Here is a 14,866-nt window from a genome sequence, read left to right on the forward strand (position 1 = left end):
TTCAATGTCTTATGATGTCGTCGTGATCGGAACCGGCCCCGGCGGTTATGTCTGCGCAATCAAGGCCGCACAGCTTGGCCTGAAGGTTGCGGTGATCGAGAAGCGCGCTACGTTCGGCGGTACCTGCCTCAACATCGGCTGCATTCCTTCGAAGGCGCTGCTGCACGCCTCCGAGGTCTATGCCCATACCGCTCACGGCATCGAAGAACTCGGCGTGGAAGTCTCCAAGCCGAAGCTCAACCTCGCCAAGATGCTGACCCACAAGGACAACACCGTTAAGTCCAACGTCGACGGTGTGCAGTTCCTGTTCAAGAAGAACAAGATCGACACCTTCCTGGGCACCGGCAAGGTTCTCGGCGAGGGCAAGGTTTCAGTGACCAGCGACAGCGGCGACGTGAAGGAACTGGAAGCGAAGAACATCGTCATCGCCACCGGTTCGGATGTTGCCGGCATTCCGGGTCTGTCCGTCGACATCGACGAGAAGGTGATCGTGTCCTCGACCGGCGCGATCGCGCTCGAGAAGGTGCCGCAGAAGATGATCGTCGTCGGCGGCGGTGTCATCGGTCTGGAACTCGGCTCCGTCTGGTCGCGCCTTGGCGCGCAGGTCACGGTCGTCGAATACCTGGACAAGATCCTCGGTCCGATGGACGGCGAGGTCTCCAAGCAGTTCCAGCGCATGCTGGCGAAGCAGGGCTTCGAATTCCAGCTGTCGGCCAAGGTGACGGGTGTCGAGAAGTCCGGCAAGGGCGCGAAGGTCACCTATGAGCCTGTCAAGGGCGGCGATGCCGTGACGCTCGAAGCCGATGTCGTGCTGGTCGCCACCGGCCGCAAGCCGTTCACCGAAGGTCTCGGTCTCGACAAGGCCGGCGTGGTGCTCGACAAGGCCGGCCGCGTCGAAATCAACAACCATTATCAGACCTCGGTCACGGGCATTTACGCGATCGGCGACGTGGTCAAGGGGCCGATGTTGGCGCACAAGGCCGAAGACGAAGGCGTGGCGCTGGCCGAGATCCTGGCCGGCCAGGCGGGCCATGTGAATTACGACGTCATCCCGAGCGTCGTCTACACCCAGCCGGAAGTGGCTTCCGTCGGCAAGACCGAGGAAGAACTGAAGGCCGCGGGAGTGGCCTACAAGGTCGGCAAGTTCCCGTTCACCGCCAATGGCCGCGCGCGCGCCATGCTGGCGACGGACGGCTTCGTCAAGATCCTGGCCGACAAGGAAACCGACCGCGTGCTCGGCGCCCATATCGTCGGCTACGGCGCGGGCGAGATGATCCACGAGGCGGCCGTGCTGATGGAGTTCGGCGGTTCGTCGGAAGATCTTGGCCGGACCTGCCATGCGCATCCGACCATGTCGGAGGCCGTCAAGGAAGCCGCGCTGGCGACGTTCTTCAAGCCGATCCACATGTGATTGGCTGACAAAAGCCAAGAATTAAATCTTCGTCATATTCCAAGCCGCAGCTTGTATTTCAGGCTGCGGCTTTTATTGTGCTGGCATCAACTAAGTTATTGTCGGAGCAAGAAAAAATGGCGTCCAATACTCAAGTTTCGTATAGTGTCGCGCAGCGGTCCATCCATTGGCTGATGGCACTGTTGATTTTCTTCAACCTGATTTTCTCCGACGGGATGGAAAAGTGGAGCCGCGCTGTGCGCGACGGTGGCACCGCCGACGCGGACGTGGTGGGATCGGCCAACATCCATGCCTATGTGGGCATTGCGGTGCTTGCCCTGGCGTTGATCCGGCTTGCCTTCCGCCTGGTGCAGGGCGCTCCGCCGGCGCCCGCCGACGAGCCGCCCGTGGCGAAGCTGCTTTCCACACTGGCGCACGGCACCTTCTACATCCTGTTCTTCATCATGCCGCTGGCCGGCATCGGCGCCTACTATTTCGGCAACGAGACGGCCGGCTTCCTGCATGGCGGGCCGCTGAAGCTGATCCTCTGGGTGCTGATCGTGGCGCATGTGGGTGCCGCGCTGATCCATCACTTCTACTGGAAGACGGATGTCCTGAAGCGCATGACCAGCGGCGTCAAAGCCTGACAGCCGCTGTGGTTGGGCGGCCGACGGTTCAGTCGAGCGCAGTCATCGTGTAGCCCTGCCGGCGGAAGAGTTCGACGAGACCGTCCTTGCCCGGCAGGTGCAGAGCGCCGACGGCCATGAATGCGCCGCCCTTTTCCAGATAGGGCGCCGCACGCTCGGCCATTACCTTGTTGCGGTCGGTCACGATCCGCTTTTCGAAGGAGGCGTAGCTGTCCGCCTCCGATGCGTCCGGTTCGGGTGAGACGGCTTCGAGCATCGGCATGATCATGCCGATATCGCCGGCGAGGTAGAGGTCGGTCATCGTCTCCATTACGTCCTGCAGCTTGTCGCCCATGTTCAACGTGGCGATCAGCGACTTGATGTGGAATTCCGCCGGCAGGTCGGCCATGGCCTGCAACTGTTCGACCATGGTTTCCAGCCCGGCGACCGTCTGGCCGCGGGAGACGGCGTCCTCGGCGATCTTCTTGTCGAGGAAGGAGGCGCCGCCGGCCTTGCGCGCCATTTCGCAGGCGGGGAGGGCGACGAAGCTTGCGATCAGCCAGGGCTTCATCAGCTTGACGCTGGCAAGCGGGATGCCCCGCTCCTTCAGGCCGGCATCCAGTTCCGCGGTCTCCTTGTCGTCGAGCAGCGATGTGATGGTCGAGCCATCGGTAAACATCGTCAGGTCAGGCCGGCTGAGAAGCGTCGCAGTGGATTTCTTCTCGTCGAGAACCTCGTCGGTTTCGATGATGATCGTCTTTGCCTGCGTCACCGGCGTCTGCGCCGCCTGCGGCATGGCAAGCACGCGCGGATCGGTCACATGCATGGTGCCAAGCAGATAGGATGGCGCGACGCCGTCTTTTTCGATCCGGTAGAAAATACCGTTGCGATTCGGTGTGGCGTTGGCAGCCGCTTCCATCTTGGCGTAGGCCGCCGGATCGTTCTGGCGCAGAAGCGGGACAAGGTCGCGCCCGGTGCAGTTGTCGCCAGCGGCATGGGCCGGCGAAATGCTGGCGAGCACGAAGACCAGGCTGATTGCCATCAGAACGTGGAAAGCGGCAATCAGGAAGAGTGTCGACCCGGCCATGAGGTCGACAGGTCCGCGGCGAGCGGAGATGGTCTTGTCCTGCATTTCGCTTTTCCGTGCTTCGTCGATATCGTCGGCGAAGCTTATCCGCCGGCGGCTCACAAAGGCTTAACGCGGTTGGTTAACGGCGGGGCGGCTCAGGCGCGTGGATGGGCGCGATCGTAAACGTCAAGCAGCCGTGCCGTGTCGATGCCGGTATAGACCTGCGTGGTCGACAGGCTGGCATGGCCGAGCAGCTCCTGGATGGTGCGTAGGTCACCGCCGCCGGCCAGAAGATGTGTGGCAAAGGAGTGGCGCAGCGCGTGCGGCGTCGCGGTGTCCGGCAGGCCGAGCGCGCTGCGGAGTTTCTGCATTTCGCGCTGGATGATGGCCGGCTGCAGTGGTCCGCCGCGGGCGCCACGAAACAGCGGCTTTTGCGGATCGAGATGATAGGGGCAGAGCTTCATATAGCTTTCGACGGCTTCGTGGACGGCGGCAAGCAGCGGCACCAGCCGGGTCTTGCCGCCCTTGCCGGTGATGCGCAGGCTGCGCGCGCCGGCCGGAATGGCTGTCGGCGTCAGGCCGAGAGCCTCGGATATACGCAGGCCGCAGCCGTAGAGCAGCGCCAGGACGGCGGCGTCGCGGGCGGCGATCCACGGTTCGGCGTTCATCTGCGCGTCCTGGCTGACGACGTTAAGTGCCTGGCTGCCGGAAAGCGGCTTCGGCAGTGATTTCGGCTGTTTCGGCGAGCGGATCGCACCGGCGCCGGCGGCATTTACCAGCCCCTTCTTCTCCAGATAGCGCAGGAAGGAGCGCAGCCCGGCGAGGTTTCGCCCGAGCGAGCGGGCGCCGACATCGTGTTCACGGCGGCGATGGGCGAGGAAGGCACGCAGGTCCGCCGGACGCAATGCCGTGATGTCCTTGATGCGGACGGGGCCGCCGAGATGCTTCGTCAGGAATTGCAGGAACTGGCGGGTGTCGCGCTCATAGGCCTCGATCGTCTTCGGGGAGAGACGTCGCTCCTGCTCGAGGCTTTCCAGCCACGCCTTGCGGATCGCCGCCATGAAGGGATCTGCAATGATCAGAAGACCGTCCAACTCAACCCCCGAAAAAACAAGGAAAACATATCAAGCCATCCTGCCTCTTTACGGTTAGAGATTTGCTAATAGGCGGGCAGGGCGGTTTTCTTTCGGCCGCTGTCGGGGCAATGTCTGCGGCAATGTCAAAGGATTCGCCTTCACATTCCGAAAACCTGTTTGGCGCGCTGTTCGAAGATGGCGCGGCGGAACGCGTCGTGCCCGTGCTCGTGCCGATGCCCGCACCCGTGCCCTATTCCTACAAGGTGCCTGCCGGGATGCATGTCGAGCCCGGCTCGATCGTGCAGGTGCCGCTGGGACCGCGGCAGGTGATTGGCGTCGTCTGGGACGATAGCGGGGCGGAGAAGGGTGTCGATCCGAAGAAGATCCGGCCGATCACGCATGCCTTCGACTGCCCGCCGCTGACAAATGGCATGCGCCGGTTCCTCGACTGGCTCGCCGCCTACACCCTGTCGCCGCCGGGTCTGGTGGCGCGGATGGCGCTTCGCGCGCCGGCGGCCTTCGAGCCCGAGCCGATGGTGGAGGGGCTGCGTTATCTGGGCGGAGAGCCGGAACGCAAGACGGCGGCGCGCGAGCGGGTGCTGGAGCTTGCCGGCGACGGGCTTTCCTGGACCCGGACCGGTCTTGCGCGGGCGGCGGGCGTTTCGGCCAGCGTCGTCGATGGTCTGATCGCTCAAGGGCTGTTTGAAACCGTCTTCCTGCCGCCGCCGCCGGTGGTCGCACCTCCCGATCCGGACTATACCGCGCCGCGGCTCGAAGGGCCGCAAAAGGAGGCGGCCGAAGAGATTTGCAGCCAAGTCCGCAAGGGCGGTTTTTCCGTCTCCCTGATCGACGGGGTGACGGGCTCGGGCAAGACGGAAGTCTATTTCGAGGCGATCGCCGAGACACTGAGGCAGGGCCGGCAGGTGCTGATCCTGCTGCCGGAAATCGCGCTCACCTCCAGCTTCCTTGAGCGTTTTCAGGACCGGTTTGGCTCCAAGCCTGCCGAGTGGCATTCCGACCTGGCGCCGCGCACCCGCGAGAAGGTCTGGCGGCAGGTGACGACCGGCGAGGTGAAGGTGGCGGCTGGCGCCCGTTCGGCGCTGTTCCTGCCGTTCGAGAACCTCGGCCTGATCATCGTCGACGAAGAGCATGACCCTGCCTATAAGCAGGAAGACCGGGTCTTCTACAATGCCCGCGACATGGCCGTGGTGCGCGGACGGATCGACGATTTTCCGATCGTGCTCGTTTCGGCCACGCCCTCGGTCGAGAGCCAGGTGAACGCGCTGTCGGGGCGCTACGAGCCTGTGCATCTGCCGACCCGCTTCGGCGATGCGGCGATGCCGGACCTGCATCTGATCGACATGCGCCGGCATGCGCCGGAGCGCGGCGGCTTCCTGTCGCCGGTCATGCTGCGCGGTATCAAGAAGACGCTGGAGAAGGAGGAACAGGCGCTCTTGTTCCTCAACCGCCGGGGCTATGCGCCGCTGACGCTTTGCCGGGTCTGCGGGCACCGCTTCCAGTGCCCGAACTGCTCCAGCTGGCTGGTCGAGCACCGCTTCAAGGGGCAGATTCAGTGCCACCAGTGCGGCTATTTCGAGAAGACGCCGGATGCTTGTCCGGAATGCGGCACGCTCGACCATCTGGTCGCCTGCGGACCGGGCGTCGAGCGGATCGCCGAGGAGGTGGAGAAGCACTTCCCGGAGGCGCGCATCATCGTCCTGTCGTCCGACATGACCGGCGGCGTGAAGCGGCTGCGGCTGGAGCTCGAGGCGATCGAGAAGGGCGAGGTCGACATCGTCATCGGCACACAGCTGGTCGCCAAGGGTCACAACTTTCCGCTGATGACGCTGGTCGGCATCGTCGATGCCGATCTCGGCCTATCGAACGGCGATCCGCGGGCGGCGGAGCGGACCTTCCAGCTTCTCTCGCAGGTAACGGGTCGCGCGGGGCGGTCGGGTCTGAAAAGCCACGGGCTCATCCAGACCTATCAGCCCCAGCATCCGGTTATGCAGGCGATCGTCTCCGGCAATGCCGAAGCCTTCTACGACCGTGAAATCAACGAGCGCGAAAAGGCGCTGCTGCCGCCCTTCGGACGGCTGGCCTCCCTCATCGTTTCGGCCGAAAACCGGGCGGATGCCGAAAATCATGCGCGCGCGCTGCGTGCCGCGGCGCCGCATGTCTCGGGCATCGCCGTGCTCGGTCCGGCGGAAGCGGCGCTGGCGCTGGTCCGCGGACGTCATCGTTTCCGCCTGCTGGTTCATGGCCGGCGCAATTCGGACATGCAGGCTTTCCTGAAGGAGATGCTGGCCAAGGGTCCGAAGGAACGCGGCTCCATCCAGGTTCAGGTCGATATCGATCCGCAAAGCTTTCTCTGAAAAACCCCGTCTTTTCGTCGCCGCGGATGGCATGCGATAAGAAGAACAACGGCGATTCGGCGCATGCGGGGAGTTTTCGATGGAGTTTTATTTTCCGGAACAGTTCGGTGAGCAGCTTGCCTTTGCGGCAGCGACGGTGACCGCTCTTCTTGGTCTCGTGGTGCTGCTTGCGCCTGGCCTCGGTCTTCGCCTTCTCTCGCTGCAGCCGACCGCTGCGGCCGGCCTCACGGAGGCCCGCTCGACGATCGGTGGCTTCTATCTCGGCTTCGGCGTTGCGGCCATCATGCTCGCACAGGACTGGATCTATCTGGCGCTCGGCGCGGCGTTCGCGGCCGCCCTGTTCGGCCGAATCCTGTCGCTCCTGGTCGACCGCGCCTTCGGTCTGAGAACACTGCTTCCGCTGCTCCTGCAACTGGTGCTGGGCGGACTGCCGCTCGGCTATGTTTTCGGCCTTTTTCAGTAGTCTAGCGATGGGTGCTCCACGGGGATAAACTCCCTTGACGCTTGTCATTTCCTGAACCGCAAAGTCGTTTTGTCGCAGGAAAGCGCCTGTAAACGCATTTTCCCCTTGTCGGGCGTGTTGCGAGTCCCAACATCCTATGCTAGACGGACCCCGAAAAGCGGGAGTGCGAGGGGACAATTTTCGCCATTCCCGATAAAAAGAGAAACAATTTCAATGGCTTAGACTTCGTCAGTATTGATGAGGCCCGCCTTGGAATAAAATCAGGGAATTTGTGCCCGTGGCAGATACATCCCAGCTCGTTTCCGGTGTTGCGGAAAGATACGCCGCATCGCTGTTTGATCTGGCTTCAGAGAGCGGTTCGGTCGATGCCGTTCAGGCCGACCTCGACGGCTTCCAGGCGATGATTGACGAAAGCGCCGATTTCAAGCGCCTCGTCGAAAGCCCTGTCTTTTCTGCCGACGACCAGTTCGCTGCCATGTCCGCAATCTGCGAGAAGGCGGGCGTTACGGGACTCGTCGCCAATTTCCTGAAGGTGGTCGCCAAGAACCGCCGTCTGTTCGCACTGCCGGGCATGATCCGGGCGTTTCGCCTGATCGCTGCCCGCAATCGCGGTGAAGTTTCCGCCGACGTGACCTCGGCGCATGCGCTTTCCGACGCGCAGGTCATCGAATTGAAGGAGGCGCTGAAGGGCGTTACCGGCAAGGACGTCGCCGTCAACCTGACGGTCGATCCCTCCCTGCTTGGCGGCCTGATCGTCAAGGTGGGGTCCCGCCAGATCGATACCTCCCTTCGCACCAAACTTTCCACTCTTAAGCTTTCACTGAAAGAGGTTGGCTGATGGATATCCGCGCCGCGGAAATTTCCGCAATTCTCAAAGATCAAATCAAAAATTTCGGCAAGGAAGCTGAAGTTTCCGAAGTTGGCCAGGTGCTCTCCGTCGGTGACGGTATTGCCCGCGTCTACGGCCTCGACAATGTCCAGGCCGGCGAAATGGTCGAATTCCCGGGCGGAATTCGCGGCATGGCGCTGAACCTCGAAGCCGACAACGTCGGCGTCGTCGTGTTCGGTTCGGACCGTGACATCAAGGAAGGCGACACCGTCAAGCGGACCGGCGCCATCGTGGACGTTCCGGTTGGTCCGGAACTGCTCGGCCGCGTCGTTGACGCGCTCGGCAATCCGATCGACGGCAAGGGCCCGATCAACGCCACCCGTCGCGCACGCGTCGACGTCAAGGCTCCGGGCATCATTCCGCGCAAGTCGGTTCATGAGCCGATGTCCACGGGCCTGAAGGCTATCGACGCCCTGATCCCGGTCGGCCGCGGCCAGCGCGAGCTGGTCATCGGCGACCGCCAGACCGGCAAGACCGCGATCATCCTCGACACGATCCTGAACCAGAAGCCGATCCACGACAACGGTCCGGAAGCCGACAAGCTTTACTGCGTCTATGTCGCCGTCGGCCAGAAGCGTTCGACCGTCGCCCAGTTCGTGAAGGTCCTCGAAGAACGCGGCGCCCTGAAGTACTCGATCGTCATCGCGGCGACCGCGTCTGATCCGGCTCCGATGCAGTTCCTCGCTCCGTTCGCAGGCTGCGCCATGGGCGAGTACTTCCGTGACAATGGTCAGCACGCCCTGATCGGTTACGACGACCTTTCCAAGCAGGCCGTTGCCTACCGCCAGATGTCGCTGCTGCTGCGCCGTCCGCCGGGCCGCGAAGCCTATCCGGGCGACGTTTTCTACCTCCACTCCCGTCTGCTGGAGCGCGCTGCAAAGCTCAGCGACGCCAACGGCGCCGGCTCGCTGACCGCTCTCCCGGTCATCGAAACGCAGGCAAACGACGTTTCGGCCTATATCCCGACCAACGTGATCTCGATCACCGACGGCCAGATCTTCCTCGAAACCAACCTGTTCTTCCAGGGCATCCGTCCGGCCGTTAACGTCGGTCTGTCGGTTTCCCGCGTCGGTTCCGCCGCGCAGATCAAGGCGATGAAGCAGGTTGCCGGTTCGATCAAGGGCGAGCTCGCCCAGTACCGTGAAATGGCCGCGTTCGCGCAGTTCGGCTCGGACCTCGACGCCGCCACCCAGCGCCTCTTGAACCGCGGTGCACGTCTGACCGAGCTCCTGAAGCAGCCGCAGTTCTCGCCGCTGAAGACGGAAGAGCAGGTCGCGGTGATCTTCGCCGGCGTCAACGGCTACCTCGACAAGCTGCCGGTCACCGATGTCGGTCGCTTCGAGCAGGGTCTTCTGTCCTACATGCGTTCGGAAGGTTCCGCGGTCCTCGACACGATCCGCACCGAAAAGGCGATCAGCGACGACACCAAGAGCAAGCTGAAAGCCGCTCTGGACACCTTCGCCAAGTCCTTCTCGTAAGGGCCCAAGGGATCTAACCAAGGACGGATAACGGATGCCTTCACTAAAGGATCTGAAAAACCGGATCGCCTCCGTCAAGGCGACGCAGAAGATCACCAAGGCGATGCAGATGGTCGCCGCGGCGAAGCTTCGGCGTGCGCAGGAGGCGGCCGAGGCTGCCCGGCCTTACTCGCAGCGCATGGGCAAGGTTCTTGCGAACATTGCCCAGGCTGTCGGGGCTGACGACAGCGTGCCACGTCTGATGACGGGTACCGGCAAGGACGACGTGCACCTGCTCGTCGTCTGCACGGCCGAGCGTGGTCTTTGCGGTGGTTTCAACGCGCAGATCTCCAAGGCTGCTCGCGAGCATGCCCGCAAGTTGATCGCCGCCGGCAAGACGGTGAAGATCTACACGGTCGGCAAGAAGGGCTATGAGTCGCTTCGTCGCGAGTTCTCGGACAAGATCGTCGAGCGCACGGAACTGCGCGACGTCAAGAAGGTCGGCTTCGAGAACGCGGATGCGATTGCGAAGAAGATCATCGCCATGTTCGACAAGGGCGAGTTCGACGTCTGCACGCTGTTCTACTCCGAGTTCAAGTCGGTTATCCTGCAGGTGCCGACGGCGCTGCAGCTGATCCCGGCCAGTGCCGGGCCTGTGACGGCGGACGCATCGGAAGCTTCTTCGGCGGTTTATGAATACGAACCCGATGCGGCATCGATCCTGTCCGACCTGATCCCGCGCAATATCTCGGTTCAGGTCTTCCGCGCGCTTCTCGAGAATGTCGCTGGTGAAATGGGCGCCAAGATGAGCGCCATGGACAATGCGACGCGCAATGCCGGTGATATGATCAACAAGCTGACGATGTCCTACAACCGTCAGCGCCAGGCTCAGATCACCAAGGAATTGATTGAAATTATTTCGGGCGCCGAGGCGCTCTGAAGCTAGAAAAGAGGAAACAACTATGGCCGCATCCGGTTCTGTCGGCAAGGTGACCCAGGTCATCGGCGCTGTTGTGGACGTAACATTCGATGGTGAACTGCCGTCCATCCTGAACGCGCTCGAAACCAAGATCGGCGACAACCGCCTGGTTCTCGAAGTCGCCCAGCATCTCGGTGAAAATGCCGTGCGCACCATTGCCATGGACTCCACCGAAGGTCTCGTCCGTGGCCAGGAAGTGTTCGACGCAGGCGCGCCGATCTCCGTTCCGGTCGGTGACGAAACGCTCGGTCGCATCATGAACGTCATTGGCGAGCCGGTTGACGAGCTTGGCCCGATCGGTGCGGCAACGACCCGCGCGATCCACCAGCCTGCTCCGTCCTACACGGAACAGTCCACCGAATCCGAAATTCTGGTTACCGGCATCAAGGTCGTCGACCTGCTCGCACCTTACGCCAAGGGCGGCAAGATCGGCCTGTTCGGCGGCGCCGGCGTGGGCAAGACGGTTCTCATCATGGAACTGATCAACAACGTGGCGAAGGCGCACGGCGGTTACTCGGTATTTGCCGGCGTGGGCGAGCGTACCCGCGAAGGCAACGACCTTTACCACGAAATGATCGAATCCAAGGTGAACGTCGACCCGAAGGAACATAACGGTTCCGCAGCCGGCTCGAAGTGCGCACTCGTCTATGGCCAGATGAACGAACCGCCGGGCGCCCGCGCTCGCGTCGCTCTCTCCGGTCTGACGGTTGCCGAGCACTTCCGCGACCAGGGCCAGGACGTTCTGTTCTTCGTCGACAACATCTTCCGTTTCACCCAGGCAGGCTCCGAAGTGTCGGCTCTGCTCGGCCGTATTCCTTCGGCCGTGGGTTACCAGCCGACGCTGGCGACCGACATGGGCGCGCTGCAGGAACGCATCACCTCGACCACCAAGGGCTCGATCACCTCGGTCCAGGCCATCTACGTTCCGGCCGACGACTTGACCGACCCGGCACCGGCGACCTCGTTCGCCCACCTGGATGCGACGACCACCCTGAACCGTTCGATCGCCGAAAAGGGCATCTACCCGGCCGTGGACCCCCTCGACTCGACCTCGCGCATGCTGGACCCGATGATCGTCGGCGAAGAGCACTACGAGGTGGCTCGTAAGGTTCAGTCGACCCTGCAGCGCTACAAGTCGCTTCAGGACATCATCGCCATCCTCGGCATGGACGAACTGTCTGAAGAAGACAAGCTGACGGTTGCCCGCGCCCGCAAAATCGAGCGCTTCCTGTCGCAGCCGTTCCACGTCGCCGAAGTCTTTACCGGTTCTCCGGGCAAGCTCGTCTCGCTCGAAGACACCATCAAGGGCTTCAAGGGCCTCGTCGCCGGCGAATACGACCACCTGCCGGAAGCTGCCTTCTACATGGTCGGCTCGATCGAAGAAGCCGTCGAGAAGGCCAAGAAGCTCGCAGCTGAAGCTGCCTGATAATGTTGGAAACGGCGCGGTTCGCCGCGCCGTCCGCCATTGCCAAGAAACAGAAGAAGTGATCCGTCATGGCCGCCAATTTCAAGTTTGAACTGGTTTCGCCCGAAAAGCTGCTCGTCTCGGAAGAGGTGAGCGCTGTCGTCATCCCGGCGACCGAAGGCGAGATGACGGTTATGGCCAATCACGCACCGGTCATGACCACGATCAAGCCGGGCGTCGTCAAGGTCACCGCGGCATCGGGCACTGTGACCGATTACGTCGTATTCGGTGGCTTTGCCGACATCGTTCAGGAAGGCTGCACGCTGCTGGCAGAATCCGCCGTCGCGATGACCGACCTCAACCGGGAAGACATCGAGAAGCGTATCGAAGCTGCCCGCAAGGAGCTGGAACGCGCTGAAAGCCACGAGCACCGCTCGGCCATCGAGCAGTTCCTCGATGAGCTGACGCATCTCAACGGCACCATCATTCCGGCCTGAAATCGTCCCATTTGATCTTTATCGAGAAAGCGGTCCTTCGGGGCCGCTTTGTCATTTGCGGCCAGGTCTGCTAAGACTTGTCTGCGTTAATCAAGTATGATTGAAATAGCGCCTTGACCGGCAATTCAGGCAAAATCGAAGAAGCACATGACCGACGTCGCTGAGATCCAGGCGGGCCCCTCCAAGCATGAGCTGGACGAACTCGCATCGCACGCACGCAACGCAAGTGATTTTCTGAAGGCGATTTCGCATGAGACCCGGCTTCTCATCCTCTGCATGCTGGTCGACGGCGAACGCACCGTGAGCGAACTCGAGGCCGGCCTCGGCCTGCAGCAGGCGGTGGTGTCGCAGCAACTGGCGCGCCTGCGCCTCGAACAGCTTGTCCAGACGCGTCGCGAAGGCCGGCAGATCTTCTACAGCATCGCCAAGCCGGAAATCACCAACGTCATCGGCGCGCTCTACAACATGTTCTGCAAGCCGCAGGCCGTGGAAGCCTGATTTTCCCTCCGCCTACGACTTGTTGACATCGATGACGGCTCGTCCGCGCACCTGTCCCTTCAGGATATCCGTAGCGAGCGCCGGCAATTCCTTCAACGTGTGATCCGAAATGATGGCTTCCGTCATCGCCGACGGCAGGTCCTCGGCGATGCGCGCCCAGGCTTTGACGCGGTTCTCATAGGGCTGCATGACGGAGTCGATGCCGAGAAGGTTGACGCCGCGGAGCAGGAAAGGCGTGACGGTGAAGGATGGAACCGCCGCGCCGGCGGCAAGGCCGATGGCGGCCACCGAGCCGTTGCGCTTCACCTGCTTCAGAACACGTCCGAGGATGTCGCCGCCGACATTGTCGATCACACCGGCCCAGCGTTCCGATTCCAGCGGCTTCGGCGTGGTCTCCGCAAGTTCCTGCCGGTCGACGATCGTGGATGCGCCGAGCGAGGTGAGGTAGTCGGCAGTCTCCGGTCTTCCGGTGACGGCCGCGACCTGGTAACCGCGTCTGGCGAGCAGGGCGACGGCCATGGAGCCAACCCCGCCGGCGGCACCGGTCACCAGCACCTCGCCGCTTTCCGGCGTCAGGCCGTGAGCCTCCAGAGCCATGATGGCCAGTGTCGCGGTCAGGCCGGCGGTGCCGATTGCCGCGGCATGACGGGTCGTCAGGGCCGCGGGCAGCGGCACCAGCCAATCCGCCTTCAGCCGTGCCTTGGTGGCATAGCCGCCCCACCAGACCTCGCCGACGCGCCAGCCGGTCAGAACCACCTTGTCGCCCGGCGTGTAGCGCGGATCACTGGAAGTCTCGACCGTCCCGGCAAAGTCCACGCCCGGAATATGCGGAAACTGCCGCACCAGTCCGCCCTTGCCCGTCAGGCAGAGGCCGTCCTTGTAGTTGACCGCCGAATATTCGACCGCGACGGTCACGTCGCCATCGGGGAGGCGGCTTTCGTCAAGCGTCTGGATGGACTGGCTGATCGTGCCGTCTTCGGCCTTGTCGACGACCATGGCGGTGAATGACATCGGTGACTTCCTCCAGTTTGTTCTATCATTGGAGGTCACTGTGACAAATGCGGCTGCGTCTGCCAATGCTGCGGGCGGGTTTTTGGCCTTGTCGAGGGAGGGGGGAGAGGCTACGCCTTCGATTAAGAGGAAATTTCTATGATCGACAAGCTCGAGTTTTTCATCGCGCTCGCCAAGGCCAGGCATTTCGGCCGGGCGGCGGAGGAATGCGGCATCACCCAGCCGACGCTTTCGGCCGCCATCCGGCAACTGGAGGAGCAACTCGGCGTCAGCCTCGTCGTGCGCGGTTCGCGCTACCAGGGGCTCACGCCGGAAGGGCAGCGGGTGCTGGAATGGGCGCGGCGCATCGTCGGCGACACACGGACGATGCGCGAGGAAATGCGCGCGGCCCGCACCGGCCTGTCGGGCCATCTGCGGCTGGCGGTCATTCCGACGGCCTTGTCCATGGTGCACAAGATCACCGGCCCGTTTCAGGAGCGGCATCCGGACGTGACCTTCTCCGTGATGTCGGCCAATTCCCTGCAGGTCCTCTCCCAGCTTGAAAACCTGGAGATCGACGCCGGCATCACCTACCTGCAGGACGAGCCGCTGGGCCGCGTTACCGCCGTTCCGCTGTATGACGAACGCTTCCATCTCGTCGTTGCCGAGGAGGGACCTTTTGCTGACCGGACCAGCGTGACCTGGCGCGAGGTCAGTCGGTTGAAGCTCTGTCTCCTGTCGCCGGACATGCAGAACCGGCGTATCATCAACAGCCACTTCGAGGACGCCGGCGTCACGCCGGAGGCGATGCTGGAATCCAATTCCATGATCGTGCTGTTCTCGCATGTGACGACGGGGCGGTGGGCGAGCATCATGCCCGGCCATACGGCACGGTCCTTCGGCGCCAATCTCAAGATCATCCCGATCACCGAACCGGAGGCCGTCCACGTCGTTGGTGTCGTGGCGACGCATCGCGAGCCGTTCACGCCGCTTGTTTCAGCCCTCCTGCACGAGGCCCGGCTGTTCTCCGAGAAGGCGGATTGATAGATTTTTTCTATCGATCAACGAAACCGCATTATTGATCGGCCTGATCATCGGTGTCACAGTTCCGCTAATGCTGCGTGCAGGTTTTGAGGAGAAGCTGCACGACAC

Annotated in this window: 14 protein-coding genes; 11 read left to right on the plus strand and 3 right to left on the minus strand. The window is 62.6% G+C overall.

The window, feature by feature from the left end; translation table 11 throughout:
- Positions 1-4 precede the first annotated feature (4 nt).
- Both lpdA and ACU5AZ_RS14305 read left to right on the plus strand, forming a co-directional pair.
- A complete protein-coding gene (gene lpdA, locus ACU5AZ_RS14300; RefSeq protein ID WP_446823017.1) occupies positions 5-1,411 on the plus strand; it encodes a dihydrolipoyl dehydrogenase in 1,407 nt (468 codons plus the stop codon).
- A gap of 116 nt (positions 1,412-1,527) precedes the next feature.
- On the plus strand, positions 1,528-2,037 hold the full coding sequence (locus ACU5AZ_RS14305; RefSeq protein ID WP_446823018.1) for a cytochrome b: 510 nt from the start codon (positions 1,528-1,530) through the stop codon (positions 2,035-2,037).
- Positions 2,038-2,065: 28 nt separating this feature from the next.
- Here the strand turns inward: ACU5AZ_RS14305 and ACU5AZ_RS14310 are convergent, their stop codons facing one another.
- Both ACU5AZ_RS14310 and ACU5AZ_RS14315 read right to left on the minus strand, forming a co-directional pair.
- Positions 2,066-3,148: a TraB/GumN family protein gene (locus ACU5AZ_RS14310; RefSeq protein ID WP_446823019.1), complete on the minus strand. Its 1,083-nt coding sequence runs from the start codon at positions 3,146-3,148 to the stop codon at positions 2,066-2,068.
- A gap of 92 nt (positions 3,149-3,240) precedes the next feature.
- Positions 3,241-4,179: a tyrosine recombinase XerC gene (locus ACU5AZ_RS14315; RefSeq protein ID WP_446823020.1), complete on the minus strand. Its 939-nt coding sequence runs from the start codon at positions 4,177-4,179 to the stop codon at positions 3,241-3,243.
- A 122-nt stretch (positions 4,180-4,301) separates the two neighbouring features.
- On the opposite strand from ACU5AZ_RS14315, the gene ACU5AZ_RS14320 reads away from it, so the two are divergent.
- The 8 genes from ACU5AZ_RS14320 (at position 4,302) to ACU5AZ_RS14355 (ending at position 12,724) form a co-directional block, all read left to right on the plus strand.
- Positions 4,302-6,536, plus strand: coding sequence for a primosomal protein N' (locus ACU5AZ_RS14320; RefSeq protein ID WP_446823021.1), 2,235 nt, complete (start codon positions 4,302-4,304; stop codon positions 6,534-6,536).
- 79 nt (positions 6,537-6,615) lie between these two features.
- A complete protein-coding gene (locus tag ACU5AZ_RS14325) occupies positions 6,616-6,999 on the plus strand; it encodes an AGROH133_08824 family phage infection protein (RefSeq protein ID WP_446823022.1) in 384 nt (127 codons plus the stop codon).
- A 271-nt stretch (positions 7,000-7,270) separates the two neighbouring features.
- Positions 7,271-7,837 carry a F0F1 ATP synthase subunit delta gene (locus ACU5AZ_RS14330; RefSeq protein ID WP_446823023.1) on the plus strand — a complete coding sequence of 189 codons (567 nt, stop codon included), beginning with the start codon at positions 7,271-7,273 and terminating at the stop codon, positions 7,835-7,837.
- Complete coding sequence (gene atpA, locus ACU5AZ_RS14335; protein WP_446823024.1) at positions 7,837-9,366, plus strand: F0F1 ATP synthase subunit alpha; 1,530 nt, start codon at positions 7,837-7,839, stop codon at positions 9,364-9,366. Before ACU5AZ_RS14330 ends, atpA begins: the two co-directional genes overlap by 1 nt.
- A 34-nt stretch (positions 9,367-9,400) precedes the next feature.
- Entirely contained in the window at positions 9,401-10,285 is an 885-nt protein-coding gene (locus tag ACU5AZ_RS14340) for a F0F1 ATP synthase subunit gamma (RefSeq protein WP_446823025.1), read from the plus strand.
- A 22-nt stretch (positions 10,286-10,307) separates the two neighbouring features.
- Positions 10,308-11,750, plus strand: a complete 1,443-nt coding sequence (gene atpD, locus ACU5AZ_RS14345) for a F0F1 ATP synthase subunit beta (protein WP_446823026.1) — start codon at positions 10,308-10,310, stop codon at positions 11,748-11,750.
- Positions 11,751-11,818: 68 nt separating this feature from the next.
- Positions 11,819-12,226, plus strand: coding sequence for a F0F1 ATP synthase subunit epsilon (locus ACU5AZ_RS14350; protein ID WP_446823027.1), 408 nt, complete (start codon positions 11,819-11,821; stop codon positions 12,224-12,226).
- A 147-nt stretch (positions 12,227-12,373) separates the two neighbouring features.
- The gene (locus tag ACU5AZ_RS14355) at positions 12,374-12,724 is read left to right on the plus strand and encodes an ArsR/SmtB family transcription factor (protein ID WP_446823028.1); all 351 of its coding nucleotides are present in this window, start codon (positions 12,374-12,376) and stop codon (positions 12,722-12,724) included.
- A 12-nt stretch (positions 12,725-12,736) separates the two neighbouring features.
- On the opposite strand, the gene ACU5AZ_RS14360 is transcribed toward ACU5AZ_RS14355, so the two are convergent.
- Entirely contained in the window at positions 12,737-13,735 is a 999-nt protein-coding gene (locus tag ACU5AZ_RS14360; RefSeq protein WP_446823029.1) for an MDR family oxidoreductase, read from the minus strand.
- 138 nt (positions 13,736-13,873) lie between these two features.
- Between ACU5AZ_RS14360 and ACU5AZ_RS14365 the strand changes: the two genes are divergently transcribed.
- A complete protein-coding gene (locus ACU5AZ_RS14365) occupies positions 13,874-14,758 on the plus strand; it encodes a LysR family transcriptional regulator (protein WP_446823030.1) in 885 nt (294 codons plus the stop codon).
- Positions 14,759-14,866 lie beyond the last annotated feature (108 nt).

The organism is Rhizobium sp. PAMB 3182 (genome assembly GCF_052908355.1).

What these genes read in the sequence shown, in the direction of transcription:
- lpdA (WP_446823017.1), top strand. Translation starts at nt 5, where the DNA reads ATGTCTTATGATGTCGTCGTGATCGGAACCGGCCCCGGCGGTTATGTC.
- ACU5AZ_RS14305 (WP_446823018.1), top strand. Translation starts at nt 1,528, where the DNA reads ATGGCGTCCAATACTCAAGTTTCGTATAGTGTCGCGCAGCGGTCCATC.
- ACU5AZ_RS14310 (WP_446823019.1), bottom strand. Translation starts at nt 3,148, where the DNA reads ATGCAGGACAAGACCATCTCCGCTCGCCGCGGACCTGTCGACCTCATG.
- ACU5AZ_RS14320 (WP_446823021.1), top strand. Translation starts at nt 4,302, where the DNA reads ATGTCAAAGGATTCGCCTTCACATTCCGAAAACCTGTTTGGCGCGCTG.
- ACU5AZ_RS14325 (WP_446823022.1), top strand. Translation starts at nt 6,616, where the DNA reads ATGGAGTTTTATTTTCCGGAACAGTTCGGTGAGCAGCTTGCCTTTGCG.
- atpA (WP_446823024.1), top strand. Translation starts at nt 7,837, where the DNA reads ATGGATATCCGCGCCGCGGAAATTTCCGCAATTCTCAAAGATCAAATC.
- ACU5AZ_RS14340 (WP_446823025.1), top strand. Translation starts at nt 9,401, where the DNA reads ATGCCTTCACTAAAGGATCTGAAAAACCGGATCGCCTCCGTCAAGGCG.
- atpD (WP_446823026.1), top strand. Translation starts at nt 10,308, where the DNA reads ATGGCCGCATCCGGTTCTGTCGGCAAGGTGACCCAGGTCATCGGCGCT.
- ACU5AZ_RS14350 (WP_446823027.1), top strand. Translation starts at nt 11,819, where the DNA reads ATGGCCGCCAATTTCAAGTTTGAACTGGTTTCGCCCGAAAAGCTGCTC.
- ACU5AZ_RS14355 (WP_446823028.1), top strand. Translation starts at nt 12,374, where the DNA reads ATGACCGACGTCGCTGAGATCCAGGCGGGCCCCTCCAAGCATGAGCTG.
- ACU5AZ_RS14360 (WP_446823029.1), bottom strand. Translation starts at nt 13,735, where the DNA reads ATGTCATTCACCGCCATGGTCGTCGACAAGGCCGAAGACGGCACGATC.
- ACU5AZ_RS14365 (WP_446823030.1), top strand. Translation starts at nt 13,874, where the DNA reads ATGATCGACAAGCTCGAGTTTTTCATCGCGCTCGCCAAGGCCAGGCAT.